Annotated in this window: 21 protein-coding genes; 11 read left to right on the plus strand and 10 right to left on the minus strand. The window is 70.4% G+C overall.

Annotation, left to right across the window (positions count from 1 at the left end; translation table 11 throughout):
* The first annotated feature begins 98 nt into the window (after positions 1-98).
* The 7 genes from ligD to AB0H76_RS30455 all read left to right on the plus strand — a co-directional run bounded on the left by ligD (position 99) and on the right by AB0H76_RS30455 (position 7,441).
* The gene (ligD, locus tag AB0H76_RS30425; RefSeq protein WP_357330460.1) at positions 99-1,061 is read left to right on the plus strand and encodes a non-homologous end-joining DNA ligase; all 963 of its coding nucleotides are present in this window, start codon (positions 99-101) and stop codon (positions 1,059-1,061) included.
* An 85-nt stretch (positions 1,062-1,146) separates the two neighbouring features.
* Positions 1,147-2,097: a D-isomer specific 2-hydroxyacid dehydrogenase family protein gene (locus tag AB0H76_RS30430; RefSeq protein WP_357330461.1), complete on the plus strand. Its 951-nt coding sequence runs from the start codon at positions 1,147-1,149 to the stop codon at positions 2,095-2,097.
* A gap of 112 nt (positions 2,098-2,209) precedes the next feature.
* The gene (locus tag AB0H76_RS30435) at positions 2,210-3,187 is read left to right on the plus strand and encodes an alpha/beta hydrolase (RefSeq protein WP_357330462.1); all 978 of its coding nucleotides are present in this window, start codon (positions 2,210-2,212) and stop codon (positions 3,185-3,187) included.
* Entirely contained in the window at positions 3,188-4,099 is a 912-nt protein-coding gene (locus tag AB0H76_RS30440) for an SDR family NAD(P)-dependent oxidoreductase (protein ID WP_357330463.1), read from the plus strand.
* Between the two features lie 7 nt (positions 4,100-4,106).
* Positions 4,107-5,027 carry a ferritin-like domain-containing protein gene (locus AB0H76_RS30445; RefSeq protein WP_357330925.1) on the plus strand — a complete coding sequence of 307 codons (921 nt, stop codon included), beginning with the start codon at positions 4,107-4,109 and terminating at the stop codon, positions 5,025-5,027.
* Positions 5,024-6,511 carry an NAD(P)/FAD-dependent oxidoreductase gene (locus tag AB0H76_RS30450; protein WP_357330464.1) on the plus strand — a complete coding sequence of 496 codons (1,488 nt, stop codon included), beginning with the start codon at positions 5,024-5,026 and terminating at the stop codon, positions 6,509-6,511. Before AB0H76_RS30445 ends, AB0H76_RS30450 begins: the two co-directional genes overlap by 4 nt.
* Before the next feature lie 159 nt (positions 6,512-6,670).
* Positions 6,671-7,441 carry a MerR family transcriptional regulator gene (locus tag AB0H76_RS30455; RefSeq protein WP_357330465.1) on the plus strand — a complete coding sequence of 257 codons (771 nt, stop codon included), beginning with the start codon at positions 6,671-6,673 and terminating at the stop codon, positions 7,439-7,441.
* Here the strand turns inward: AB0H76_RS30455 and AB0H76_RS30460 are convergent.
* Complete coding sequence (locus tag AB0H76_RS30460) at positions 7,426-8,175, minus strand: ABC transporter permease (protein WP_357330466.1); 750 nt, start codon at positions 8,173-8,175, stop codon at positions 7,426-7,428. The genes AB0H76_RS30455 and AB0H76_RS30460 overlap by 16 nt on opposite strands.
* Positions 8,172-9,455 carry a glycosyltransferase gene (locus tag AB0H76_RS30465; protein WP_357330467.1) on the minus strand — a complete coding sequence of 428 codons (1,284 nt, stop codon included), beginning with the start codon at positions 9,453-9,455 and terminating at the stop codon, positions 8,172-8,174. Before AB0H76_RS30465 ends, AB0H76_RS30460 begins: the two co-directional genes overlap by 4 nt.
* An 82-nt stretch (positions 9,456-9,537) precedes the next feature.
* Between AB0H76_RS30465 and AB0H76_RS30470 the strand changes: the two genes are divergently transcribed.
* On the plus strand, positions 9,538-12,114 hold the full coding sequence (locus tag AB0H76_RS30470; RefSeq protein ID WP_357330468.1) for a cytochrome P450: 2,577 nt from the start codon (positions 9,538-9,540) through the stop codon (positions 12,112-12,114).
* 3 nt (positions 12,115-12,117) lie between these two features.
* Here AB0H76_RS30470 and AB0H76_RS30475 read toward each other — a convergent pair whose 3' ends face one another.
* Genes AB0H76_RS30475 through AB0H76_RS30505 form a run of 7 tightly spaced genes read right to left on the minus strand, consistent with a single transcriptional unit; the run spans position 12,118 to position 21,059 of the window.
* Complete coding sequence (locus AB0H76_RS30475) at positions 12,118-13,038, minus strand: hypothetical protein (RefSeq protein ID WP_357330469.1); 921 nt, start codon at positions 13,036-13,038, stop codon at positions 12,118-12,120.
* Complete coding sequence (locus AB0H76_RS30480; protein ID WP_357330470.1) at positions 13,035-13,646, minus strand: nitroreductase family protein; 612 nt, start codon at positions 13,644-13,646, stop codon at positions 13,035-13,037. The genes AB0H76_RS30475 and AB0H76_RS30480 overlap by 4 nt, the downstream gene beginning before the upstream one ends.
* Positions 13,646-14,620: a ScbA/BarX family gamma-butyrolactone biosynthesis protein gene (locus AB0H76_RS30485; RefSeq protein WP_357330471.1), complete on the minus strand. Its 975-nt coding sequence runs from the start codon at positions 14,618-14,620 to the stop codon at positions 13,646-13,648. The genes AB0H76_RS30480 and AB0H76_RS30485 overlap by 1 nt, the downstream gene beginning before the upstream one ends.
* A complete protein-coding gene (locus tag AB0H76_RS30490; RefSeq protein ID WP_357330472.1) occupies positions 14,617-15,519 on the minus strand; it encodes a nucleoside-diphosphate kinase in 903 nt (300 codons plus the stop codon). Before AB0H76_RS30490 ends, AB0H76_RS30485 begins: the two co-directional genes overlap by 4 nt.
* Entirely contained in the window at positions 15,516-16,595 is a 1,080-nt protein-coding gene (locus AB0H76_RS30495) for an SDR family oxidoreductase (protein ID WP_357330473.1), read from the minus strand. The genes AB0H76_RS30490 and AB0H76_RS30495 overlap by 4 nt, the downstream gene beginning before the upstream one ends.
* Positions 16,592-18,331 carry a nucleotidyltransferase domain-containing protein gene (locus AB0H76_RS30500; RefSeq protein ID WP_357330474.1) on the minus strand — a complete coding sequence of 580 codons (1,740 nt, stop codon included), beginning with the start codon at positions 18,329-18,331 and terminating at the stop codon, positions 16,592-16,594. Before AB0H76_RS30500 ends, AB0H76_RS30495 begins: the two co-directional genes overlap by 4 nt.
* The gene (locus tag AB0H76_RS30505; protein WP_357330475.1) at positions 18,321-21,059 is read right to left on the minus strand and encodes a phosphoenolpyruvate synthase; all 2,739 of its coding nucleotides are present in this window, start codon (positions 21,057-21,059) and stop codon (positions 18,321-18,323) included. The genes AB0H76_RS30500 and AB0H76_RS30505 overlap by 11 nt, the downstream gene beginning before the upstream one ends.
* A gap of 203 nt (positions 21,060-21,262) precedes the next feature.
* Between AB0H76_RS30505 and AB0H76_RS30510 the strand changes: the two genes are divergently transcribed.
* From AB0H76_RS30510 to AB0H76_RS30520, 3 genes are all read left to right on the plus strand, one after another.
* A complete protein-coding gene (locus tag AB0H76_RS30510; protein WP_357330476.1) occupies positions 21,263-21,973 on the plus strand; it encodes an ESX secretion-associated protein EspG in 711 nt (236 codons plus the stop codon).
* Between the two features lie 83 nt (positions 21,974-22,056).
* Positions 22,057-22,431, plus strand: coding sequence for a hypothetical protein (locus tag AB0H76_RS30515; RefSeq protein ID WP_357330477.1), 375 nt, complete (start codon positions 22,057-22,059; stop codon positions 22,429-22,431).
* Entirely contained in the window at positions 22,428-23,663 is a 1,236-nt protein-coding gene (locus AB0H76_RS30520) for a hypothetical protein (RefSeq protein WP_357330478.1), read from the plus strand. Before AB0H76_RS30515 ends, AB0H76_RS30520 begins: the two co-directional genes overlap by 4 nt.
* A 10-nt stretch (positions 23,664-23,673) precedes the next feature.
* Here the strand turns inward: AB0H76_RS30520 and proB are convergent, their stop codons facing one another.
* Positions 23,674-24,774 carry a glutamate 5-kinase gene (proB, locus tag AB0H76_RS30525; RefSeq protein ID WP_357330926.1) on the minus strand — a complete coding sequence of 367 codons (1,101 nt, stop codon included), beginning with the start codon at positions 24,772-24,774 and terminating at the stop codon, positions 23,674-23,676.
* Between the last annotated feature and the right edge of the window lie 63 nt (positions 24,775-24,837).

Here is a 24,837-nt window from a genome sequence, read left to right on the forward strand (position 1 = left end):
CGTGGGCACACGAATACAGCGTGCGTGACGCGGCCTGAACACCGGTGACCACGGCCGACGGCCAGCGCCGCGCCCGCGCGCCCGCTATCGTCGGACCCGTGGCCAGTAAGTCCGGGAGTCCCGCGATCGAGCTCGACGTCGGGGATCGCACGGTGCGGATCTCGAATCCGGACCGGGTGTATTTCCCCGCGACCGGCGCGACGAAGCTCGACCTGGTGCAGTACTACCTGAGCGTCGGCGACGGGATCATCAACGCGCTGCGCGACCGGCCCTGCATGCTGCACCGGTTCCCCAAGGGACTGGACGGCGCGAAGGTCCATCAGAAGCGTCTGCCCGCGGGCGCGCCGCCCTGGGTGCCGACCGTCCGGGTGTTCTTCCCGCGCTACAGCCGCACCGCCGACGAACTCTGCGTGAGCGAGCTGGCCGATGTCATCTGGGCGGTGCAGATGTCGACAGTGGAGTTCCATCCCTGGAACTCGCGCCGCGCCGACACCGAGCGCCCCGACGAGTGGCGCATCGATCTGGATCCGATGCCGGACTGCCCGTGGTCGCGGGTGCGGCGAGTGGCCGGGGTGGTGCAGGAGGTGCTCGACGATCTCGGCGCCGTCGGCTGGCCCAAAACCTCAGGGGGACACGGGCTGCATGTCTACGTGCGGATTTCCCCGGACTGGGGTTTCGCCGAGGTGCGCCGGGCCGCGCTGGCCTTCGCGCACGAGGTCGAGCGGCGCGCGCCGCAGGACGTGACGACCACCTGGTGGCGCAAGGACCGCGACCCGAAACTGCTGTTCGTCGACTACAACCAGAACGCCCGCGACCACACCATCGCCGCCGCCTACTCGGTACGCGGCGTGCCGGAGGCAACGGTGTCCACGCCGATCCGCTGGGACGAGATCCCCGACGTCGATCCGCGCGACTTCACCATGAAGACCGTCCCCGCCCGGTATGCCGAGCTCGGCGACCTGCACGCCGAGATCGACAACGCGGTGTTCGGCATCGAGCAACTACTGGAGTGGGCCGACCGCGATCAGATCGCCGCGGACCCGCCCGAGGACCAGGCCTGACCTCGCCCGAACCGGGTCTCGGCGGCGGACACTAAGGTGGTTGCCGGGCCGCTGAGGCCGGCACGCACAGGGAGGTCCGCACAGGATGAGTGAGACAGTCGTACCGATCGCCGTCGGCCCCGCCCGGCCCGATCCCACGCTGCTGACCAAGGCCGTCGGCGAGGGTGGCGCCACGGTGACCGAGCTCGCCGACGCGCGCGCGCTGATCTGGGCCGGCGGCACCGGCGAGTTCCCCGATCGGCTGCCCGCGAGCATCGAGTGGGTGCAACTGCCCGCCGCGGGTGTCGAGGACTGGTTCACCGCGGGCATCATCGCCGGCCACCCGCAGGTCCGATTCACCTCGGCCGCGGGCGCTTTCGCCAACAGCGTGGCCGAGCACGCGCTCATGCTGCTGCTCGCCGGGGTGCGCTATCTGCCCGAGCATCTGCGCGCGGCGAGCTGGCGGCAGCAGGATTTCTTCCCGCACGTCGGCTCCCTGCGCGGCAAGACCGTCACCATCGTCGGCGCGGGCGGCATCGGCCGGGCGCTGATCCCGATGCTGGCCCCGCTGGGTGCGCAGGTCATCGCGGTCAACCGGTCCGGGCGGCCGGTGACCGGTCCCGGCATCCCCGATTCGGTGGAGACGGTGCCCGCCGATCAGCTCGGCAAGGTCTGGTCGCGCACCGACCACGTGGTGATCGCGGCGCCCGCCACCGCGGCTACCCAGCATTTGCTCGGCGCCGAGGAGCTGGCCCGGCTCAAGCCGTCGTCCTGGGTCATCAACGTCGCGCGCGGCAGCCTGATCGACACCGACGCCCTGGTCGCGGCGCTGGCCTCCGGCGCCATCGCGGGCGCGGGCCTGGATGTCACCGAGCCGGAGCCGCTGCCCGACGGCCACCCGCTCTGGGTGCTGCCGAACGCGATCATCACCCCGCACGATTCGAATCCGCCGCAGCTGCGGCTGGCCGCGTTCGCCGATCATGTCGCCGCGAACGTGGCCCGCTTCGTCGCGGGCCAGGAGCTGCTGGCGCCGATCGATCCGGAGCGCGGTTACTAAGAGTTAGCCCGAAGTCCCGGCACGCGCCGGGCTGCCCGCGTGACCCGCGGGCATTTCTTCGGTCACAAACTTGCCATTGACAAATGGCACATTCATCGCTGATTCTGAACGCATGACAAGGTCAACGAGGACCTCGGTCCCCGCCATTCCGGCGGCGCCCTCCCTGCGCGCCTCCGTCGCCGCCACGGCCGCCGCGCTCGCCCTGCGGCCGGTGCACAACGCGATCCCCATGAACCCGCCTGGCATCTGGTTCGCACGCCAGCTCATCGCCACGCTGATGGCGGTCGGCGGCCCGCCGATGGCGGGCATCACCGTCACCCAGGTCCGCGCGGGCGCGGTCCGCGGCGAATGGGTCCGCGCGCCGGGCGTCGACTTCGGCGCACGGGCGGTTTATTACATACATGGCAGTGGGTATGTATTGTGCTCGGCCCGCACGCACCGCGCGCTCGCCGCCCGGTTGTCGAAGCAGACCGGATTGCCGGTCTTCGTCGTCGACTACCGGCTCGCACCCGAGCATCCGTTCCCGGCCGCCGCCGATGACATCGAGGCGGGCTACACCTGGCTGCTCGGCCGCTACGCCGCCGCGGACCTGGTGATCGGCTGTGATTCGGCGGGCGGCCACCTCGCGCTGGACCTGATGATCGAGAACCACCGGGGCAATCGGCCACAGCCGGCCGCGGCCGTGATGTTCTCGCCGCTGCTCGACCTGACCTTCGGTCTGGCCGCCGCGCAGGAACGCCGCCGCCCCGACCCGCTCATCACGGCACACGCCGCGAGCAAGCTGCCGCTGCAATACACCCGGGGCCTGGCCGCCGACACCCCGCGGCTGCGCCTGAGCATCCCGAAAGGCACTGTGCTGCCGCCGATTCTGGTGCAGGCCGGCGGCGCCGAGATGCTGACCGCCGACGCCCGCGCGCTGCACGCGATGGTGCGCGCGGCGGGCGGGAGCTGCGAGCTCGAGATCTGGCCCGGCCAGGTGCACGTCTTCCAGGCGCTGCCCGTGCTGGTGCCCGAGGCCGACCGGGCGCTGGCCCGCGCCGCCGATTTCCTGTGCGCGGCACAGGTTTCCACCGTCGAGAAGGTGAGCTGAATGTTCGGACTGGAAAAGCTGATACCGCTGTCGTTGCGGCCGCGGCGCTCCTATGGGGCGCGTGCCGTAGTGACCGGGGCGGGCAGCGGCATCGGCCGCGCCTTCGCCCTCGAGCTCGCCGCCCGCGGCGGCCAGGTGATCTGCGCCGATATCGACGAGGCCCGCGCGGACGAGACCGTCGCGCTGATCGACCGCGAGTACCGCGGGGCCGCGCACGCCTTCCGCTGCGACGTAGCCCAGCGTGAGGACGTGCAGAACCTGGCCCGCTTCGCCGCCTCGATCTTCGGCGGTCCGGCCTCGCTGGTGATCAACAACGCCGGCGTCGGGATCGGCGGAAAGCATGTGGGCGACATCGGTTTCGAGGACTGGAACTGGGCGCTGGGCATCAACCTGTGGGGTGTGGTGCACGGCTGCGAGGTGTTCACACCGCAGCTGCGGGCCTCGCGCGAACGGCCGCGCGGCATCATCAACGTCGCCTCCGCGGCCGGATTCGCCGCCGCGCCCTCGATGGCGGCCTACAACACCGCCAAGGCCGCGGTGATGTCGCTGTCGGAGACGATGGCGGCCGAGCTCAGCGGCACCGGCGTCGGTGTGACGGTGCTGTGCCCGACCTTCGTCAAGACCAATGTGGCCCGCGACGGCCGGATCACCGGCGAGGCCACCCGCCTGGCCGAAACCCTCATGCGGATCACGGGTTTCACCCCGGATCAGGTGGCCGAGACCACCCTCGACGCCCACGACCGCGGCCAGTTGTACGTGCTGCCGCAGCTGGACGCGCATGTCGTCTGGCGGCTCAAGCGCTACTTCCCCGCGCAGTACACCCTCGTCCTCGGCCTGCTGGAACGCGTACTGCCGCAGGACACTTCGCCTTCCCCCGACCAGATCACGGTCACCGACAAGACGGGAGTCTGACATGGCTATCGCTATGGACTTCGACGACATGCTCCGCAAGATCAAGGACCGGCAGTGGGCCCTGGCCGACTTCGACTGGGATGCCCCTGGCGTGGAGACGATCTCGCCGGAACTGCACGCCAAGCTCAAGCCGTTCATGGCCGATCTGATGTGGATCGAGAACGTGGGCGCCCGCGGCTTCGCCGCCATGGCCAAGAAGGCGCCGACCGAGACCCTGCGCGAGATCTACCGGTACTTCCACGCCGAGGAGCAGCGCCACGCCAATGCCGAACTGGCGCTGATGAAGCGCTGGGGCATGCTCGACGGTGACCAGATCCCGCAGCCGAACGTCAACGTCAAGCTGGTCATCGACTTCCTGGACCAGTACTCCGACGATATGTCGCTCTCGTTCCTGGGCACCGTGATTCCGATGCTCGAGGTGGCGCTGGACGGCGCGCTGGTCAAGTTCATCATGGACGAGATCGAGGATCCGGTCTGCCAGGAGGTCTTCAAGAAGATCAACGCCGACGAATCCCGGCATCTGGCCGTCGATTTCGCGGTGATGGACGTGCTGGGCCACGCCGAGATGCGCAAGATGCTGATCGAGCTGGTCGGCGGCTGGATGAAGCCGACCTTCCTGATCGGCGTGCTCAGCTACGTGCCGCTGCTGAACAAGATGCGCGACAACATCGTGGCGATGGGTGTCGACGAGGAGAAGCTGTACACCGCGCTCAAGCGCTACGCCAATGTCGGGGAGCGCAGCGAGTTCGCACGCCGCCTGCCGATGTACCAGATCGTGAAGATGCACGGCGGCTGGGTGATCGACCGGCACCACCCCTACCACCTGGTGGCCGACGCGCTGGTGAAGATCACCGCCCGGGTGCCCAAGCTGCTGCTGCGAAAGGACCCGACGTGGTCGAAGGAACTCACCTACGAGCCGGCGGCATGACGACCATCGATGTCGCCGTCATCGGGGCCGGGTTCGCCGGCGTCGGCGCCGCGATCCGGTTGCGGCAGAAGGGCGTGCACGACTTCACGATCTTCGAGCGCGGCACGGAGATCGGCGGCACCTGGCGCGACAACACCTATCCGGGTGCGGCCTGCGATATTCCGTCGCGGCTGTACTCCTACAGTTTCGCGCCGAACCCGGAGTGGTCGCACACCTACTCCGGCAGCCGGGAGATCCTCGGTTATATCGACTCGATGGCCACCGAGTTCCGCCTGCACGAGCGGATTCGCTTCGGCCACACCGTGACCGGGCTCGAGTTCGACGAGGCGGCCGGGCACTGGACCATCACCTTCCAGGACCAGGAACCCGTGCGGGCGCGCTCGGTGGTGCTGGCGTCGGGCCCGCTGGCCAACGCCAGCTTCCCGGCGATCCGGGGCATCGAGGACTACCAGGGGCACAAGATCCACAGTGCCCGCTGGGATCACGACTACGACTTCACCGGTAAGAAGGTCGCGGTGGTCGGCACCGGAGCCAGTGCGGTGCAGATCATTCCGCAGCTGGTCGAGCAGGCCGCGTCGGTCAAGGTGTTCCAGCGCACGCCCGGCTGGGTGCTGCCGCGCGTCAACCGGCGCACCAACCCGCTGCTCAAGCAGCTCTACCGGCAGGTGCCCGCGACCGAGTCGCTGGCCCGGCAGGTCTGGTTCTACGGGCACGAATCCGTGGCGCTCGGCGTCGTGTGGAACACCCCGCTGACCCGCGTGGTGGAGCTGGTCGGCAAGGCGCAGCTGCGCCGCCAGGTCAAGGATCCGTGGCTGCGCCGCCAGCTCACCCCCGAGTTCCGAGCGGGCTGCAAGCGGCTGCTGATGACCGACGACTACTACCCGGCCTTGCAGCGCGAGAACTGCAAGCTGATCACCTGGCCCATCGCCAAGCTCTCCGAGCAGGGCATCCGCACCGCGGAAGGCATCGAGCACCAGGTGGATTGCATCGTCTTCGCGACCGGATTCGATGTGTCCAAGGCGGGCACGCCGATCCCGATCGTGGGGCGCGACGGGCGGGTGCTGGCCCAGGAGTGGTCCAAGGGCGCCTACGCCTACAAGAGCATCGCGGTCTCGGGATATCCGAACCTGTATTTCACCTTCGGCCCGAACTCCGGGCCCGGCCACAACTCGGCGCTGGTCTACATGGAGGCGCAGCTGGACTACCTGTCCGGGGCCATCAAGACCATCCTGGACCAGGATCTGCGCCTGCTCGACGTGTGGCAGGACAAGCAGGACCGCTACAACGCGGCCATCCAGCGGCGGCTCACCGCCACCACCTGGAACTCGGGGTGCCACAGCTGGTATCTCACCGAGGACGGTTTCAACGCGACCATGTATCCGGGTTTCGCGACCCAGTACGTCAACCAGTTGCGCACCCTGCAGCTCGCGGACTACGAGGCCGTCCCCGCGGACGCCCGGCCGCGGATAGCCGCGGTGTCGTGATGCGCACACGGCCCGGCCTGTCCCGCCCCACCGGGTGCGGGGCGGGCCGGGCCGTGCGCGGCGGCACGGAACGGGTCCAGCGGCCCGTTAGACTCGGGCGGTCAGCGATCGTGTCGGAACGCCGGTAGCGGCGCATGGTGGGCGAGGGAGGTGGGGCCGATGCCGGAATACCGGATCGATGATCTCGCTCGCGCCGCGGGCACGACCACCCGCAACGTGCGCGCCTATCAGGAGCGCGGTCTGCTGCCCCCGCCGATCGGCAAGGACGGCCGGGCCAGCCTCTACGGCGACGCGCATCTCGAGCGCCTGCGCCTGATCGACGCGCTGCTGCAGCGCGGTTTCACCACCGCCCATATCGGCGACTTCATCACCAGCTGGGAAACCGGCAAGGATCTCACCGAGGTGCTCGGCCTCCAGCACGCGGTGACCGCGCCGTGGGGCGCCGACGAGACCTTCGAGGTCTCGCGCGAACTCATCGGGACCATCCTCGGCGCCGAGACCGACGAGCTCGTCGAGCGGCTGCACGAGATGAAACTGGTGCGCGTCGAGGGCGACACCGTCATCTTCACCGATACCCAGCTGCTCGCCTCGTTCGCCGAACTGCACGAGTACGGCATCGAGCTGCGCATGCTCATCGAGATCTACGCCAAGGTCGCCGACCGCATCGACGACATCACCCACATCATGATCACCGCGGCCAAGCAGCACATCGTCGACGAGCACGGCGCGGGCTGGCTGCCCGACACCAGCGCCGAAATCGCCAGCACCACAACGATGCTGAACAAGATGCGTGAACTCGCGGTGGCCTCGGTGCACAGCACGCTGGCGCGCTCCATGGATGTCACGCTGCGCCGCGAACTCGGCGACTATCTCGCCACCGCCGCCGAGCGCACGCCGACCCGGCCCGAGACCGGTCAGCGGCGTTCGTAGAGCGCCGCGGCGGCGAGGTAGCCGAGCAGCGTCAGGCCGGCGCACCAGGCGACGGCGACGCCGGTAGCGCCCGTGGCCGCGCCACCCCATTGCGCGCGCAGGCTGTCGATCACCGCGGTCGCGGGCTGGTTGTCGGCGAAGCCGCGCAGCCAGCCGGGCATCGAGCTGGTCGGCACGAACGCGCTGCTCAGGTACGGAATGAACATGATCGCGTAGGTGAATCCGCCCGCCGCCTCGGGGCTGCGGGCCAGCAGGCCGAGCGCGACGGCGATCCAGGTGACCGCGAGCACGAAGAAACCGAGAACCGCCGTGGCCCGCAGCCAGCCGGTGGCGTCGGCGTGCGGCCGGAAGCCGAGCACCACGGCCAGGATCAGCACCAGGACGACGGCCGCCAGATTACGGAGCACGCCCTCGCCCGCGTGCCCGGCCAGCAGCGCCTGCCGGAACATCGGTAGCGTCCGGAACCGTTGCACCGCACCGGAACTCATGTCGGCGGCCACCGCCGTCGCGGTGATCGACGCCCCGAATCCGGTGCACAGCAACACTATTCCGGGCACCACGTAGTCCAGGTAGGGGCCCTCGACCTCGATCGCGCCGCCGAACACGTACACGAACAGCAGCATGATCAGGATCGGCAGCAGCAGCGAGATCACCAGGGTGTCGCGGCTGCGCAGGGTGCGGCGGGCGCTGCGCCGCACCATCACCCAGCAGTCCGAGCCGGGGCCGGCCCTCACCCCGCCGCGGTCGATTCGACGATGTCCGCGGTCCGGGCGGTGGCGTCGGCGTGCGAGTAGAGCTGGGCGGCCAGGGTTTTGGTGCGCTGGCGGGTCTCCTCGGCGAGCGCGGTGCGCAGCGCGGCGGTCAGATGTTCGCGATCGAGCTTCTGGAACGGCAGGTGCGCGCCCACGCCGAGCCGCACCACTTGGCCACCCCACATGGGCTGGTCGAAGGAGACCGAGCACACCACCGTCGGCAGCCCGGCCCGCAGGCTGTCGAAGGTGGTGCCGATGCCGCCGTGATGCACCGCCGCCGAGCACAGCGGGAAGACGATGTCGTGCGCGAGCGGGCCGGTGACCTTGACGTGCGCGCCGGTCTGCGCCTGCGCGACGTCGAGATCGCTCCAGCCCGCGCTGACCAGGGCGCGCTGCCCCAGCCGGGCGCACACGTCGTCCACGATCGAGAGCACCGCGTGCGAGTCCCGGATCGGCATGCTGCCGAAACCGAAGTACACCGGCGGTTCGCCCTCCCCGATCCAGGCGACGAGTTCGCCGTGGTCGGCGGCGAGCTCACCGATCGCCTCCCGGGTGAACCGTTCCAGCGGCAGAAACCCGACCAGCGGGCGGCGCGGGCCCCACTCCTCGGCCAGGCCGGGCACCAGCGCCGGGTCGTAGATCTGCACCTCCGGCACCGCGCGCCGGGCCAGCATCTCGGCCGGGCTGGTCAGCGTCCCGCGCAGGCCCAGTTCCCGCCGCAGCTGGTTGAGGTATTTCAGGAAGACCACGCGCCGCAGGTTCTCGGCCAGCAGCCAGGTCGATCGGTTGACCAGGGCGGGTGGCCGCGTGGTCGGCGGCAGCACGCCGGGGAACGGATAGGCGCCGTTCATCCGGGACGGGAACCCGTGCAGCGACACCATCGGGATGCCGTTGGCCTCGGCGACCGACGCCGCCCGATCCTCGGTGAGCATCGTCGAGACGATGACGTCGGCGTCCGCGCACACGCCGATGACCTCGTGGTTCATCCGCGTCGCGTACCCGGCCATCTGCTTGCCGACCAGCTGCATCAACCGGAAGCTGCTGCCCGCGGCGAGCGCGCGCTGGCCCTCCTCCGAGGAGTAGAGCTGCTGGACGTCGGGGCCGCAGGGCGCCGCGGTCAGGCCCGCACGGGTGACGAAATCGACCAGATTCGGTGGCGCGCCGACGAACACGTCGTGCCCGCGCCGGCGTAACTCCAGCCCGAGCGCGACGGCGGGCTGCACGTCACCCCGGGTGCCGGTCAGCGGGATCGCGATTCTCATGATCGTCCCCGCATCCGCTCGATCCGCGACCGACTGTGCAAATCATGACTCATGAACCCTCCGGGGTCCGTACGGTGAACCCGTGCATGTCGCACTGTTCAGCGATTTCCATCCCGCGACGCTCGGCGGGATCCAATCCTCGATGCGCGCCCAGCGACGGAGTTTGGAACGGCTCGGGCATCAGGTCACCGTGTTCAGCGCGCCCACGCCGGAATCTACCGAACCGGACCCGGGTCTGGTGGTCCTTTCGACGCTCGCGGGGGCGCGGGTCAACGGATTCGCCGTCGTCGGGCCGTCGCGGGCCAACAATCGCGCGATCGACGCGGAGTTCGCGGCCCGCGGACCGGTCGATGTGGTGCACCTGCACACCACCTACGGCGTGGCCGTCGCCGGACTGCGCGCGGCCCGACGGCACGGGATTCCGGTGGTGCAGACCATGCACAGCCGGGACGACGCCTTCATCGAGTACACCTCCCCCGTGCCCTACCTGTCGGCGCTGCTGCTGCGCGCGGTGCACGCCCGGTTCGTGCCGCATCGGGCGGGCCTGCCCCGCCTCGACGAGTCCCGGGCCCGCCGCCATGCCTGGCACACCATGGTCGGCCAGGCGGCGGCCGCCGACCGGGTGATCGTGCCGTCCGAGCACTTCGCCGCCCTGCTGCGGGCGCACGGCCTGGCGCGTCCGATCACGGTGCTCTCCAACGGGATCGAGGACGAGCTGCTGGACCGCGCCCGCGCCGCGTCCGGCACCGCGGGCGAGCCACCCGCCCGCACCTTTCGGGTGCTGTGGTGCGCCCGGCTCTCGCCGGAGAAACGACTACTGGAGGCGATCGACGCGGTGCGCCGGACGGCATCGTGCACGCTGGACGTGTACGGCACCGGCGAGCTGCGGGCGCACGCGCAAGCCGCGATCGAGGCCGGCGGGCTGGGCGACCGCGTCCGGCTGCACGGCGGCGTCACGCAGGCCGAGTGCCTGGCGGCGATGGCCGACCACGATGTGCTGCTGTTTCCGTCGTCCGGGTTCGACACCCAGGGCATGGCGCTGCTCGAAGCGGTCGCGATGGGACTGCCGGTGGTCTACTGCGATCCGGATCTGCGCGAGACGGTGCCGGAGGGCGGCGGCGTCTGTACGGCCGATCCCACGGTGAGCGCCATCGCGGCGACCCTGGCCGAGCTCGCCGAGGATCCGGCGAAGCTGACGCCGATGCGCAAGGTCCTCGCGGCGCACGCGGATTCCGCGCGGCAGTCCCGGCTCACCACCCGGCTCACCGCGCTCTATCAGGATTCGGCCGCCGCATCCGCGCCTGCGACAACGGAATCGACTTCGCTTGTGTCACAGCTCATCCCGACCGCACCGCACCGCCTCCCGCTGCTCGGGCACAGCCTGATCGTGCTGCGCGACGCCCTCGGCTTCGTGAAATCCCTGACCCCGCTGGGGCCGATCGTCCGGGTGTACCTCGGCCCACGGCCCGCCTACGTGCTGACCACCCCCGAACTCGTCCGCGCGGTCGGGCTCGGGGAGGCGGGCACGTTCCATCGCGAGGAATTGCGCGAGACCATGCAGGAGGTGATTCGCGGCGCGTCCAATGTGCTCAGCGGCGAACCCCATACGCTGCGACGGCGCATGATCGCGCCCGCGCTGCGCCAGCGCCGGATCTCCGAATACGCCGTCACCGCCGCCGATCTGGCGAACACCTGGGCCCGCGGGCTGCCCGCCGACCGCCGGGTGGACCTGGTCGAGCAGGCCCACGAGCTCGTCCTCGACATCATCTCCTCGACCCTGTTCACCGCCGACTTCACCGGCACCGCCAAACAGGAAGCCCGCCAGAACATCTCGTGGCTGCTGGAGCAGGTCATCGTGCGAGCCGCACTGCCCGAGCCGGTGCGCCGTCTGCGATTCTTCGCCAATCGCAAGTTCTCCGCGAAAGCGGCCCGCCTGCGCGCCGAGATCGGCGCGGTCGTCGCCGAATACCGGCGCACCGACCGGGAATTCCCGGACGTCGCCTCGGCGCTGGTCCGGCACGTCGACCCGGATACCGGCGCTCGTCTCACCGACGCGGAGATCGTCGACGAACTGCTGCTCATGCTCGCCGCGGGCGTCGGCTCCACCGCCTCGATCCTGGCCTGGGTGTGGCACGAGGTGCTGAGCCATCCGGAGGTCGAGACCGAAGTGCGCCGGGAGCTCGCCGATTTCGTCGGCCCCGATCCGGTGCGCCCCGATCAGGTGCTGTCGCTGCCCTACCTGCGCCTGGTCACCCTGGAGACGCTGCGCTACTGGTCACCCTGGGTGAGCACGCAGACCGCCGACGGCCCCGTCCGGCTCGGCGGCGCCACCCTGCCCGACGGCGCGATGATCGTCTACAGCCCGTACCTGATCCATCACAACGAGCACTACTACCCCGCCCCGGAAACCTTCGACCCCGACCGCTGGTTCCCCGGCCGGGCCGAGGAGATCGACAAGAAGGCCGTGCTGCCCTTCGGCGTCGGCGTGCGGCACTGTCCTGGAAATACTTTCGCGCTGATGACGATCACCCTGGCCACCGCCGCCCTGTTCTCGAACTGGCATCCGGCACCCGCGCCCGGGGAGCGCGTGCGGGCCAAGACCCGCGACTTCGTCCCTACCCCGAACCGCCTGCCCGTCACCCTGCGGCGGACGCGGTAGCGGCTACCAGAGCGCCAGCGCGATCAGGGTCAGATAGAGCAGCAGCGTGAAGGCGACAGCCGGGACGACCGGGTGCTCGGATGGCCCGGCGCGGAGGAACTTCCCGGTGGCGACAGCCGGTATTGCCAAGAGCGCCAGCGGGATCCATTCGAGAACGGCGGGCGCGGCGAGATACGGCCGGATCAGCAGGAGATAGGCGGCGACAGCGCCCACGGCGAGCAGCAGAGCGGTCACCGCGCTGCCCGCCGGGCCGAGGGCATGAGAGTAGAGAAGTTCTCCAGGCCGGTCTTCGCGGGTGGTCTTGCGGACCACCTCGAAGCTCAGGAAGACACCCGTGGAAACGAGGGCCACCACGGTTGCGCGCCAGCCGGACTGGATGTCTCCGGTGTCGACGCCGGAGACGAGTACATAGGCGATCACCAGCAGCTGGATCGGATAGGTGATGGCGAGGTTGAGCAGGATTCCGGTGCGCAGCGATTCCGAGAGCTGTTCCAGGCCCCACAGCGCCAGGCCGTAGGCGAGAACCGCGGCGATCAAGAGCGCGGAGCGCGGCGCGAGACTCGAGCTCAGTCCGATGGTGATAGCCGCGATAACCGCCATGGCCCAGCGCAATTCGGCGGCCGAGACGGCACCGGTGACCAGGGGGCGGTCGGGATGATGGACGCGGTCGTAGTCGAGGTCCTTCTGCTCGTCGAGCATGCGCAGGTAGAGCAGGGTGAGGGCGACGACCGCGATGCGGACGACCGTCGCGCCGCCCGGGCGCCACGGCGTCTCCGGGGGCGCGATCGCGGCGGCCGTACCCTCCAGCGCCAGCACCCAGATGATGGCGTACAGCAGATAGTGCGGCTTGTACATCACCTTGGTGAAGTGGGCCAGGCGGGCAACCGAGGTGAACAGGCCCGGCGCGGCGGCGGTTTCGGTCATGCGCTGTCCCAGCGGCCCCACTGGGTGACCTCGGCCGCCGGCGTGCGCGGGCCCGGGCGGGGCGCCGGGCCGGGTTTCAGGTGCGCCACCGGCAGCAACGCGACCTGGGCGACCTCGTCGAACGGAATGCCGAGCAGGTCCGCGACTTCGCGTTCGAAGGCCAGGTGCGCGGTGGTTAGGGTGGAGCCGAGGCCACGGGAATGCAAGGCCAGCAGCAGGTTCCACACCACGGGATAGACGGAGCCGTAGAAGTTGGCCAGCTGCAACGGGTTCGCGGGCGGCCGTCCCGCCGCGCACACCAGGACCAGCGCGGGCACCTCGTGCAGATGATCGGCCAGGTACTGCCCCGAGCCCAGATCGCGCAGCTGATCGGGCCGCGGCGTCTTCGCGGAAAGGTAAGCGGCGAAGCCTTTCCGGTAGTACTCGGCCACCGCCTCCTTGAGCGCCGGTTCCTCGACGACGAGGAAGCGCCACGGCTGCCGGTTGGTGCCGCTGGGCGCGTGCACGGCGATGTCGAGGCAGTCCAGCAGTTCCGGGCGAGTGACCGGGCGGGTCAGGTCCAGGCGGCGGCGGAAGGCGCGGGTGGTGGTGAGCAGGTCGGCATTCATCAGGGTGTCCCGTCCAGGTCGGAAAGAACCGGATCCGTGCCGAATTCCAGATCGACCCGGGCCGCCACCGCGCCGGCCTGCTCGAGGACGCACCGCACCACCAGCGGGTCGACCTCGGACTCGACGATCTCCGCCACGCACCCGGCGGGGCGATCCAATTCCACGAATCGCTCGAATCCACTGGCCACACTGACCAATCGCGGCAGCTCCGGCAGCAGGGTCAGCGCGGTCTGCCGCGCGGCTTCGATCAGCAGGCTGCCGGGCACGTGGTCGAGTTGATGATCGAACAGGAACGGGTGCGTGAGATCGGGCACCAGCGCGGCCCGGGCGGTGCGGCCGGCCACCTCCGGCGGGCCGATCACCACATTGCGCCGGTTCTCCCGGCCCACCGAGGCGGAGCCGGCCCGCTCCGACAGCGGGCTCGCGCCCTGGAAAAGGCCCAGCCCCAGGCTGTTCCGGAAATCGGTGCGCATCGCCTCCCACCGCTGCGGCGTCGTCCAGGAGAAGGACCCGTCCACGGTCATCATCGGCGCACCGCCGCAGGCGATCTCGAGCACCAGGTCCAATCCGTGCGGCACGCCGCCACGCTCATGCCGCCCAGACACCCGCACGACCATCACGAGATCTGCTGGGGCGGTGCAGGTTTCCCACACCGCGGTATCGCTGCCGGTGCCGTTGAAGGTGCGCACGATGAACGCCATCTCGGGCGGCACACCGAAGAATTCGTGGGTCACCGCGATCGCCGCCTGCCGGGCCGCCTCCATCACCACCAGCGGATCGTGGCGCAGCCCGAGCGCGCCCGTGTGATCGCCGTAGTAGGCGTGCATGCGCGGCAGTTGGGCGCCCACCAGGAACTCGTCCGGCCCGATCCGGTCCAGGGAGGTGACGAACACCTCCGACACGGCACACCGGTGCGCCAGCACCCGGGAAACGGTGCGCAGATGCGATGCCGCCACGGCAGAGGTCTGGGTCATGATCGGCCCTCCAACCAGGTTTTCGCCGTCACCGGCGGTAGCGTCTGCGAACCGCTGCCGGTCCGCATCGGGAGTACGAAGGAGCCGAGCACGAGCACCGACCACGGGTCGAGTGCGCGGCCGGCGTCCCACGCGTCGTACAGCAGCCGCGCGCAGTCGGCATCGGAGCGTGCCGCCGCGACCGGCACCCCGGCGTCGGCGCATAGGCGCGCGAGCGCCTCGGCCCGATCGAAACTGCGCGCCGGGGCCGCCGCGTAGAGCTCCTGTGCGAGCTCGGCGGCCACCGCCGCACCGTCCACGGTCCGGGTGAGCAGGTCCCGCCGGACCGCTTCGTCGAAGAAGATCGTGAACTCGCGCAGCACGTCGGCCGGATCGTCGGGCGAGTGCACCAGGTTCAGCAGGAAGTTGTGCCGACCCAGGACATAGCGCAACTCGCCGGGCTGCCGCTTGCGCGGGTCGGTGGGCCCCTTGGCCTCGGTGAGCCGCACCGAGACCGGCAACTCGCCGTCCGCGCCGCGCACCACCAGCACCAGGGCGTCGGAGATATCGACGAGCAGATCCGCCAGCCGCCGCCGTTCCGCCGTGGCGATGTTCCAGGCGAAGTACCAGACCGCGCGCGCCAGGTGCCGGTTCACCGGCAGCCGGTGCGCCCCGATCACCTGGAAATCGTTCTCCGCCAGCCACTCCAGGGTCGGCTCGACCGCGCGGGCGACGATGGCGTCCGGCTTGAGCAGCAGCAGGGAATGCTGTCGCGCGAACGCGTCCGGCTCGATGCCGAGCCGCTCGAGGTGCTGGACGGTCTCGTGGACGTAGGTGTCCTCGGCGTAGATATCGGCCTTCGCCGCCGTGGGCGTCAGCGCGGCCAGCAGGGTCCGCACCTCGAGCTCGACGGCGGTCACCGGTGCGCTCCGTCGGGACCGTCGGTCGCGAGCGCGACTCCGGGCAGCGCGCCCAGGAATCCGGATTCGAGGCAGTAGTCCAGCAGCACCCGCAGGTACTCCTGGCCCGAGGGCGGTGCGGGCCGGCCGAGCAGGATCTCGGCGTGCGTGGTGTCGAAAGCCAGGCGGCGCTGGAAATAACTGGTGTAGCGGGAGCCGACCCGGCGATAGGCGACCCGCTCGGCCTCGGTGAGTTCGGACTCGTCGAACGCGGTCTCCGGGACGAAGGTCGCCACCTCGAAGGACGGATACTCGGCGAGCACATCGGAGATCTCCCGCAGCGAGAGCGCGTCCCGGCCCACCGCGTGCAGCGTGCGACCGGAGGCCGAGTCGAAATCCAGGACGGCCGCGGCGATCACATCGGCGACGTGATCGATCGGTGCCAGCGCCAGCGTCGCGTCGTAGCGCCCGGGCAGCCGCCGGAGTTTGCCCTCCACAATGTGTTTCACCACCGAGTAGAGGTTCTTGTAGTCCCGGATCACGCCGGTGCCGCTCGCGCCGGTGACGATGCCCGGCCGCACCACCGCCCACTTCACCTCCGGCGCGGCGGCCCGCACCAGCTGTTCGGCCCGGAACTTGCTCTGCTCGTAGCCGTTGGCGAAGCTCTGACCCGCGTCCAGCTCGTCCTCGCCGATGGTGCCGCCGCGCGCGCCGCACACGTACGCGGTGCTGACGTGGACCAGCGGAACATCCCACTGCCGGGCCAGCTCGAGGGCGTGCGCGGTGCCGCGCACGTTCAGTTCCTCGTAGTCGGCGGCAGCGGCGTTGAAAGCCGTTGTCGCCGCGCTGTGCACGATGATCCCGACCCGCTCGGCCAGATCCTCGAGGTCGCGATCGGACATGCCGAAGCTGGGCAGGCGGATATCACCGGAGACCGAGGTGCCCGGCTCCAGCACCGTGCCGTCGTTGCGGACGATGCTCGAATCCTTGTGCAGCAGCGCGGCTATCGGCCGGCCGGCGGCGGCCAGGCGGGCGACCACTTCGGCCCCGACCAGCCCGCTGGCGCCGGTGACCAGGACGGTGTCTCGCAGGCTCATTCGGCCCCTCCCGAGCGTAGATGCGGCTGCTGCCCGCCGGTGGTGAGCAGATCGCGGGCTTCGTCGAGCGGCAGCTCGGTATCGAGATAGGCGGCCAGTCGCAGCCATTCGTAACTGATCGCCAAGGTCCGGCTCCACTGTTCGCGCGAATCGAAGGAGGACGGGAACCCGGTCGCCGCGCCGCCGCCGGCCACCCAGCGGACCAGCCCGGCGAACTCGTCGAGCAGTGCTAGACCGGCCTCCGGGTCCGCGTCCGCGCGCAGGAGCCGCGAGAAGCGCACCCGCTGCGCCGATTCCAGCGCCGCGAGCAGATCGGCCCGGCGCAGCGCGTCCGGCGGCAATAGCCGACGCACCGTCTCCAGCGGCGCCACGTCGGCGGGCAGCGGATGAATACCGAAGGTGGACACCAGTATTCGCACGGCCATCGCGATCAGCCGGTGCGCGGCGAGATCGGCGACCGCGCCCTGTCCGTCGGCGACCGCGCCGGCCAGATCCTCGCGGGCATTCTCCAGCACGATGTTGGACCACACCACGTTCATCCCGCAGGCGATGAACCGGGCCGCGGGCAGCGGGCACAGGGTGGCGATCTCGTCGTCGCGGGACGCGCCGGTCAGGCCGAGGGCAGGCGTCTGACCGCCGGGGACGGGCGTGTAGGGCCGCAGCGGCTTACACATGGCCAGCACCGGCTCGAGCGCACCGGCGCCGCGCCAGTGCAATCCGACCAGGCCCAGCCGCACGAACACCGCGAACTCGGCCCGCACGTCCTGCGGGGCGCCGTCGAGCACCTCACGCAGCGAGCGGCGGAACACCACCGACCGCCAGGCCCGCGCGGCCCGGGCGGAGAAGACGAACACATCGCGGTCCTCGCGCAGCACGTGCACACGCTCGCCGATGGACCAGGTGGTCACCTTCGGCAGCCGCGCCAGCAGTACCTGCCCCGGGTCGTCGGTGACACCGGCGACTCCGAGAGCGGCGGCCAGGTCCCACACCTGATCCCAGGTGATCTGCTCGCCGAGCAGCCGGGCCGGTCCGTCACCCAGCACGCCGGGCAGGTCCCCGAAGTCGCGGTCGGCGTCGAGCAGCCAGGAGTCGGGATCGGCGAGTTCGCGGTATCGGTCGATGAGCTCGTGCTGCCCCATCCGATCCAGTTGGTGCGGTAGCCATTTCGTTTCCAGGTAGGTCTCGCCGCGGCCCGCGGCCCACCCCTTGATCGCCTGGAGCAGGCCGTCGCGCGCCCAGCCGCCCGCCTCGGCGCGCGCACCCATGGCGCGCAGCGCGACCGCGTAACGCAGCGCCTGTACCGCACGGCCGGTCCACCAGCCGGCCAGCTCCGCCGCGAAATCGGGGTACCGCTTCCGGGCGCGCAGTTCGCCGAGATCCACTGCCCCGCCACGGATCTCGATCGCCCGCAGGAAGCGCTGACAGCGGTTGAACAGATCCTCGTCGCGGTCGGTGCCGAGCCGGTCGAGCTGGTCGCGCAACTGCCGTACCGAGCGGGTGCGCACCTCCACGCGCCGGTTCTCCACGAACAGCACGGCGGGCAGGGTGGGCAGCTCCTCCGTGCCGGGCACGACGACCAGGAAGTCCACGTCCGAACCGGCGTTGCCGAAGCCCTCGGCGATCGAGCCCTCCAGCAGCACGGCCGAATCCTCGGGAATCACCACGATTTCCAGCGTCCGCTCCAGCAGCTTGCGGACCCAATCCGGAGCCTCGCCCGACGCGGTGTCAGGTCCCATCGCCCGCCCCTTCCACGGGCAGCACGGTCACCGTGCCGCCGGAACCATCGACCCGCAACCGCATGCCTGTGCGCACCTTCTTCGTCACGTCCTTCACCTGAACCACCGTCGGCACGCCCATCTCCCGCGCCACGATCGCGACATGGGTGAGCGGGCTGCCGCGCTCGATGATCAGCGCCGCCGCCGACGGCAGCGCCGCCACCCAGCCCGGATCGGTGCGATAGGCGACCAGAATGCCGCCCTCGATGTCGCGCGGCTCGTCCACCACCACGGCACTACCGATGGCCGACCCGGCGGACGACGGCGTACCGGCCAGCACCGTGCCCACGGTCACGGCCGGGATCTCGGTGATCGGCACCCAGCCCTGCCCGGCCAGCTCGGCCCGGCCGAAACCCGAGCCGATCGTGACGAAGCGCGGCGGCGCGACGAGCTCGGCGTCCTTGGCGCGCTGCGCTTTACGCGCGGTGACCAGCTTGCGCAGATCCGCCGGATCGGCGCCCTCGTAGCAGCCGCGCAGTTCCTGGACGGTCAGGTAGAACACGTCGCCGAACTCGTCCAGCAGGCCGCGCTCGGCCAGATCGCGCCCCATGGCTCGGATCATTCGCTTGACCATTCCGAAAGCTCTTGTGCGGCAGAACCGTACGCGCTCCCGGTGTCCGGCGCAGCGGGAAACCTTGCGGCGCAGCCGCTGATAGATCCGGCGACGCAGACCGCGCAGGTGACCGTCGAGGTAGGCCTCGGCCTCGGCGCGCCGATCCGCACCGCCTTCCGGGCGGCCGTGCTGGCGCAGCGAGGCCAGCGTGCTGCGCAGCATGATGAACAGGCTCGCCGGGTCTTCGCGCAGGTCCGGGGTTTCCAGCTTGAGTTCGTCCAGGCTGCGATAGCCGTACCGATCGAGGTAGTCGTCGACCTCGGCGCGGAATCCGGGATGCTCGGCCAGGCGGTCGTAAACCTCTTGCGGCGGCGTCGAGTTCACTATTTCGGTCAATCTCGCGTCGGTGCCGACCCGCTCGGCCAGGGCCGTCATCGCCCGCGCCGGTTCGGCCGATTCGACATCGGCGCCCGGGCCGACCACGGTCAGCGCCAGCCACTCCGGCGCCTTCGGCAGCAGCAGCTTGGTCAGCCCGAACAGTAACCCGGTGCAGGTCAGCAGAATCGCGTCGAGCACCATCAGCGGACCCCAGCGCGCCACCAGGTCGCGGTCGACCTCGCGGTAGGCCCGATAGGCCTGCTGGCCCGACATGCCGGTGTAGTCCCGCGCTTCGTAGTCGTCGTAGACGCGATAGAACTCGGCCAGGAATTGTTCGACCAGCTCGTCGATCCCGAACAGCCGCCGCAGATAGACCACGGTGCTCGCACCGCGCGCCCAGACCCGGCCGAAGGGTGTGCGAAAGGTGAAGGGGCGCAGCGTATCGGCGATGTCGTCGGCCAGGGGCTCTTCGACGCCGAGCGCGGCCTCCAGCACCTTGCGGTTGAGCCGGTACCCCGGCGCGATACCGACCATCCGATACCAGTGCAGGAGGTTGTAGTACACCCGGCCGTGGAAACTGCCGAGCAGCACCGGCGTCCACCGCTCGGTCTGACGCAACTGCCGCCCGCGCACCCGCAGCGACCGCGCGTAGCCGTGATACACCCGCCCGTAGATGTCGGCGGCGGTGCTGTAGGTCAGCGGTGAGGTGAGCCCGCTGAAGCTCTCGATGATGTTGGCGTTGTCCCAGATTCGCAGCTCACCCTCGGGCACCGGCTCCCCCGCGCCCTGGATGACCGCGGCGGCCCAGCGGGCGTCCGCACCGCCGCGCACCGCGGTGGTGATCGGACGGGACTGCAGCACCCAGATACCGGTGTCGTCGATCGCCCACTCGATGTCCTGCGGTGTGCCGCAGTCACTTTCGAGGTGCCGGGCCAGCTTGGTGAGCTCCGCCAGCTCGGCATCGGAGAGCACCGGGCTTTCCCGGTCGTCCGGGTCGACCTCGTCCACCACGCAGCCCTGATCCGTGGCCGGGCCGTAGCGGCGGTCCTTGTCCCCGAGCACAGTCTCGAGCACCGTTCCGGTGGACTTCTCCACCGTCACCGAATCGGCGTCCACCGCGCCCGAGACCAGGCCCTCCCCCAGCCCGTACACCGCGCTCACCACCACCTCGTCCGGTGCGCCGCTGATCGGATTCGCCGAGAACACCACCCCGCTGGCCCGGGCCGCCACCAGGCGCTGCAAGACGACGGCCGCCGCGCCCGCGCGGGGCTGCTGCTGGGCGAAGCGGTAGCGGATGGACCGTTCGGAGAAGGCCGAGGCCCAGCAGTCGCGCACCCGGCCGGGCACCGCCTCGGCGCCGTTGACGTTCAAAAACGAGTCGAACTGGCCGGCGTAGGAATGGCGTGCGCCGTCCTCGGCCAGCACCGAGGACCGCACCGCGATCGGCCCCGCGCCGACCCGCTCGTAGCCCTCGGCGATCAGGTCGCGCACCACGTCCGGCAGGTCGGCGGCGGTCAGATCGGCCCGTAACGCCGCGCCCGCCGCCAAGGCCTTGTCCAGATCGTCGAGCGCCGCGAACTCGGCCACCGCCCCCGCCAGCCCGGCGTCGGCGACGAACCGCTCGAAGACATCGGTACCGAGCACCACCCACTCCGGCACCCGGAAACCGCCGTTGTGCGCGCTGTGCAGGCCGCGCGCCTTACCGCCGGCCAGCGCGGTGATCGTGGCCTGATCGGTCCATGGACCCAGTACCTGCACAGCGTCTCCCATCACCCCGTCGAAACGGAGCGGAGTAGGGCACTCGACCAGTCCGACGAGGGAACTCGCGCGGACCCGAGCGAAACCGAGGGGTTGTGTTTTGGTATATCCGATAATCGCCCGCGACGTTAGCGCGCGATCTCGCTGCCGGTACCCGTTATGCTGCCACCAAATATGTGGGGTTTGTGAGGAGTGATTCGGGCGTGGGTTGGATATTCACTCCGGACGAGTTCGCGCACCTGTGGCGCGAGACCGAACTGGACCGTCATCCGTACCCGCTGCGCATCCTGGAAACACCGCGGACCGAGGACGCGGCGCACAAACTCCGGGGGCAGCTGGCGCAACGGCTGCCGCGGGGCCACGATCCGGACCTGTCGGCCTGCCTGCGGATCCTGGCCGCGCCGCACACCCGGATCGTGGCCATCGGCGGCGCGCACACCGCCGGCACCGAACTGCGGCTGCTCGCCTGCGTGGTCTACGACCGCGCCGTGCTGGCCGTGCAGGAACCCGGCACCCGCCCGGACTTCGGTGGACGCGTGAACATCTCGATCGGGCGCGCCGACAAACTCGGCACGCGGATCGCGGCGCTGCTGCCGAAATCCCCGGCCGGACGCGAACCCTCGCGAGCCGCCACCGCGGAGGCCGTGCGCGACGCCGAGACCGTCGCACCGCAGCCCGGCGCCACCCCGATCCGCCGGCTGCTGCTCAAACCCCATACCGCCGAGGGTCATATCCGGATCGAACCCCGGCTGGACCGGTCCGAACCCACCCCGCCCATCCACTACACCTGGATCGACGTGCGCGGCGACGGGCGCTACCTGATCAAAGCCGGTGCCACCGTGCACATCGTGCCCGCCTCCGCCGAGCAGCTCGCGAGCCAACTGCAGAAACGTATTCCGGCGCAGACACGGTAAGGAAAACAGCGGCCGTCGTTGCTTGGCTAACTGCCGGTCCTTGCGGTTAGTCTGGGTCGGACCGAGAGTTAGCAGGGGTGCGTATGACGATCGAGACCAGCCGAGCCGATATCGCCACGTTCCAGCAGCAGGCGCAGGCCGGCACCGTGAAGTTCGATCCCGCGGCGGCCCGGCGCTGCGCGGAAATGTATCAGCACGAGGCGGATCGGCTCGGTCACCTCAAGCGGCGTCTCGAATCCATCTCCGAGCTACAGGGTTTCGGCGGCTTCGCCTCCGCCCGCGAGCTACAGGCCGGGTTCGGCGCCAAGGCGCGCGATGCCGCCGAACTCCTGGACAACTACATCGAGGCCGCCTACGCCATGCAGGCCGCGTTCCTGACCAGCGCCGGGCTCTACGAAGAGGCCGACGCCGCCAACGCCGCCGCCATGCGCGCGCTGGAAGCGAGGGTGCAGGCATGAGCGGAAACGATCCGAATTACATCACCGCCATGGAGCATTTCGAGTCCATGGCGCACGAGGAGATCCACGCGGGCACCCAGCAGATCGACGCCGCCGAGATCCTGCGCGCGTCGGTCACCTGGCTGGAAGCCGCGGGCACCCTGGCCACCTCGTTCCCGCTCACCCGCGCCAGCACCGACCGCGTCATGAACTCGATGGCCTGGGAGGGCGCCGCGGCCGACGCCGCCTACGCCAGCACCCGCAGCTTCGCCGCCTCCGTCGACGAGCTGAGCGCCATCATGGGGCAGGTCGGCGCGCGGCTCGGCGGGCTCGCCGCCGCCGCCGAGGCGGTCAAGGTCGCGGTGGTACCGCCCGGGGGTTCGGGGCCGGTCGGCGCGATCGCCAGGCTGCTCGAGGCCGCGAACGTCATCAGCGCGCAGATGGCGCAGGAGGCGCTGCGCCAAGAAGCCGTGCTGGCCATGAACATGATCTACAAGCCGGCCTACGGCCTCGCCGGCACCTCGGTGCCCGCGCTGCCGGAGCCGCCGGTGATCCCGGGATTGACCGACCAGCCCGTGGTGACGCCCGAGCAGCCGGAATACGTTCCACCGCAGGAGCTTCCGCCGTCGGACTACACGCCGGAGACGCCCGATACGCCGGAAACTCCGGATCCCGAGCCGACACCTTCCACGCCGGAACCCGCTCCTTCTACACCGGAACCTTCGACCCCCGAGCCGACGCCTTCTACGCCCGAGCCGACACCTTCCACGCCGGAACCCGCTCCTTCTACACCGGAACCTTCGACCCCCGAGCCGACGCCTTCTACGCCGGAGCCGACACCTTCCACGCCGGAGCCGTCGACCCCGGAGCCAGCGCCGTCGACCCCCGAGCCGACACCGGAACCACAACCGGCCCCCGACCCGGCACCGACCACCCCGGAACCGACGACTCCCGCACCACCGCCCGCCACCCCGGAACCGACCACACCCGCGCCGCCGCCCGTCACCCCCGAGCCGGCGCCCGCTCCGACCCCGGAGCCGACAACCCCCGCACCACCCCCCACCGAGCAGGCCCCGCCGCCTCCTCCCCCTACACCCGAACCACAACCCGGGCCCCCGAATCAGATCCCCGACGCCGTCCAGCCTCCGCTGCCCGACCCCGGCGGCCAGCCGGGCGTAACCGGCCCCATCCCCGAAGACCCCAACCAGCCCACGCCGACCGCCAATCAGCCAGGTCTTTTCCCGACTCCCTGACGCTGACCGCTCAGGTGCCGACGAGGTCGTCGGCGTGAATTACCGGGCGGCGCATGGTTTCCGGGAGATCGGTGGTGGAGCGGCCGAGCATCGTGGATAGCTCGGTGCTGTCGTATTCGACTACGCCGCGGGCTATTACGCGCTCGTCGGCGGATACCAGGTCGACGACGTCGCCGCCCGAGAATTGGCCGCGGATGCCGGTGATGCCCGCGGCTAGTAGCGAGCGGCGGCGTTCAGCGACGGCCTGCACCGCGCCGTCGTCCAGGATCAGCGCGCCGCGGCTGTCGGCGGCGTGCCGGACCCAGAACTTGCGGGCGGACAGGCGGACCGGGCGGGCGGCGAAGGCGGTGCCGACGGTGCCCGCGCCCAGGGCGACATCGGCTTCGGCGGCCGCGGCCAGCAGCACGGGGACGCCGGCGTCGGCGGCGAGCCGGGCGGCCGAGAGTTTCGAGGCCATGCCGCCGGTGCCCAGCGCGCCACCGCTACCGGCGATCACGCCGTCGAGGTCCGCGCTGCCGCGCACCTCGGGAATGAAGTTCGCGCCGCCCTTGCGCGGGTCGCCGTCGTAGAGACCCTCGACGTCGGAGAGCAGCACCAGCGCGTCCGCGCCGACCAGGTGCGCGACCAGCGCGGCGAGCCGGTCGTTGTCGCCGAAACGGATCTCTTCGGTGGCGACCGTGTCGTTCTCGTTCACCACCGCGACCGCGCCGAGCGAGCGCAACCGGTCCAGGGTGCGCTGGGCGTTGCGGTGATGTTCACGACGGGAGAAGTCGTCGGCGACCAGCAGCACCTGACCGACGGTGCGGCCGTAGCGCGCGAAAGAGGTGCCCCAGGCGTGCGCCAGCGCCAGCTGGCCGACACTGGCGGCCGCCTGCTTGGTCGCCAGATCCCTTGGGCGAGTAGCCAATCCGAGCGGAGCCAGACCGGCCCCGATAGCGCCGGAGGACACCACCACCACATCGGAGCCCGCGCGCATGCGCGCCTCCACCGCGTCGGCGAGCCGGTCCAGCCGCTCCATATCCAGCCCGCCCTGCAGGCTGGTCAACGCCGACGAACCGATCTTCACCACGACGCTGCGCGCGGACGCGATCGACTGCCGCGCCGCGCTCAGCCCCGAATTCACCTGCGTCACAATCGAACTCCCTCACCGCACGACCCACGGCCGCCGCATGCG

The sequence above is a fragment of the Nocardia sp. NPDC050712 genome, from assembly GCF_040654295.1.
Lineage (GTDB): Bacteria > Actinomycetota > Actinomycetes > Mycobacteriales > Mycobacteriaceae > Nocardia.

Bases quoted from the DNA above. Each gene is read 5' to 3' on its own strand.
- AB0H76_RS30430 (WP_357330461.1), top strand. From the start codon at position 1,147: ATGAGTGAGACAGTCGTACCGATCGCCGTCGGCCCCGCCCGGCCCGAT.
- AB0H76_RS30435 (WP_357330462.1), top strand. From the start codon at position 2,210: ATGACAAGGTCAACGAGGACCTCGGTCCCCGCCATTCCGGCGGCGCCC.
- AB0H76_RS30440 (WP_357330463.1), top strand. From the start codon at position 3,188: ATGTTCGGACTGGAAAAGCTGATACCGCTGTCGTTGCGGCCGCGGCGC.
- AB0H76_RS30450 (WP_357330464.1), top strand. From the start codon at position 5,024: ATGACGACCATCGATGTCGCCGTCATCGGGGCCGGGTTCGCCGGCGTC.
- AB0H76_RS30455 (WP_357330465.1), top strand. From the start codon at position 6,671: ATGCCGGAATACCGGATCGATGATCTCGCTCGCGCCGCGGGCACGACC.
- AB0H76_RS30465 (WP_357330467.1), bottom strand. From the start codon at position 9,455: ATGAGAATCGCGATCCCGCTGACCGGCACCCGGGGTGACGTGCAGCCC.
- AB0H76_RS30475 (WP_357330469.1), bottom strand. From the start codon at position 13,038: ATGACCGAAACCGCCGCCGCGCCGGGCCTGTTCACCTCGGTTGCCCGC.
- AB0H76_RS30480 (WP_357330470.1), bottom strand. From the start codon at position 13,646: ATGAATGCCGACCTGCTCACCACCACCCGCGCCTTCCGCCGCCGCCTG.
- AB0H76_RS30485 (WP_357330471.1), bottom strand. From the start codon at position 14,620: ATGACCCAGACCTCTGCCGTGGCGGCATCGCATCTGCGCACCGTTTCC.
- AB0H76_RS30495 (WP_357330473.1), bottom strand. From the start codon at position 16,595: ATGAGCCTGCGAGACACCGTCCTGGTCACCGGCGCCAGCGGGCTGGTC.
- AB0H76_RS30500 (WP_357330474.1), bottom strand. From the start codon at position 18,331: ATGGGACCTGACACCGCGTCGGGCGAGGCTCCGGATTGGGTCCGCAAG.
- AB0H76_RS30515 (WP_357330477.1), top strand. From the start codon at position 22,057: ATGACGATCGAGACCAGCCGAGCCGATATCGCCACGTTCCAGCAGCAG.
- AB0H76_RS30520 (WP_357330478.1), top strand. From the start codon at position 22,428: ATGAGCGGAAACGATCCGAATTACATCACCGCCATGGAGCATTTCGAG.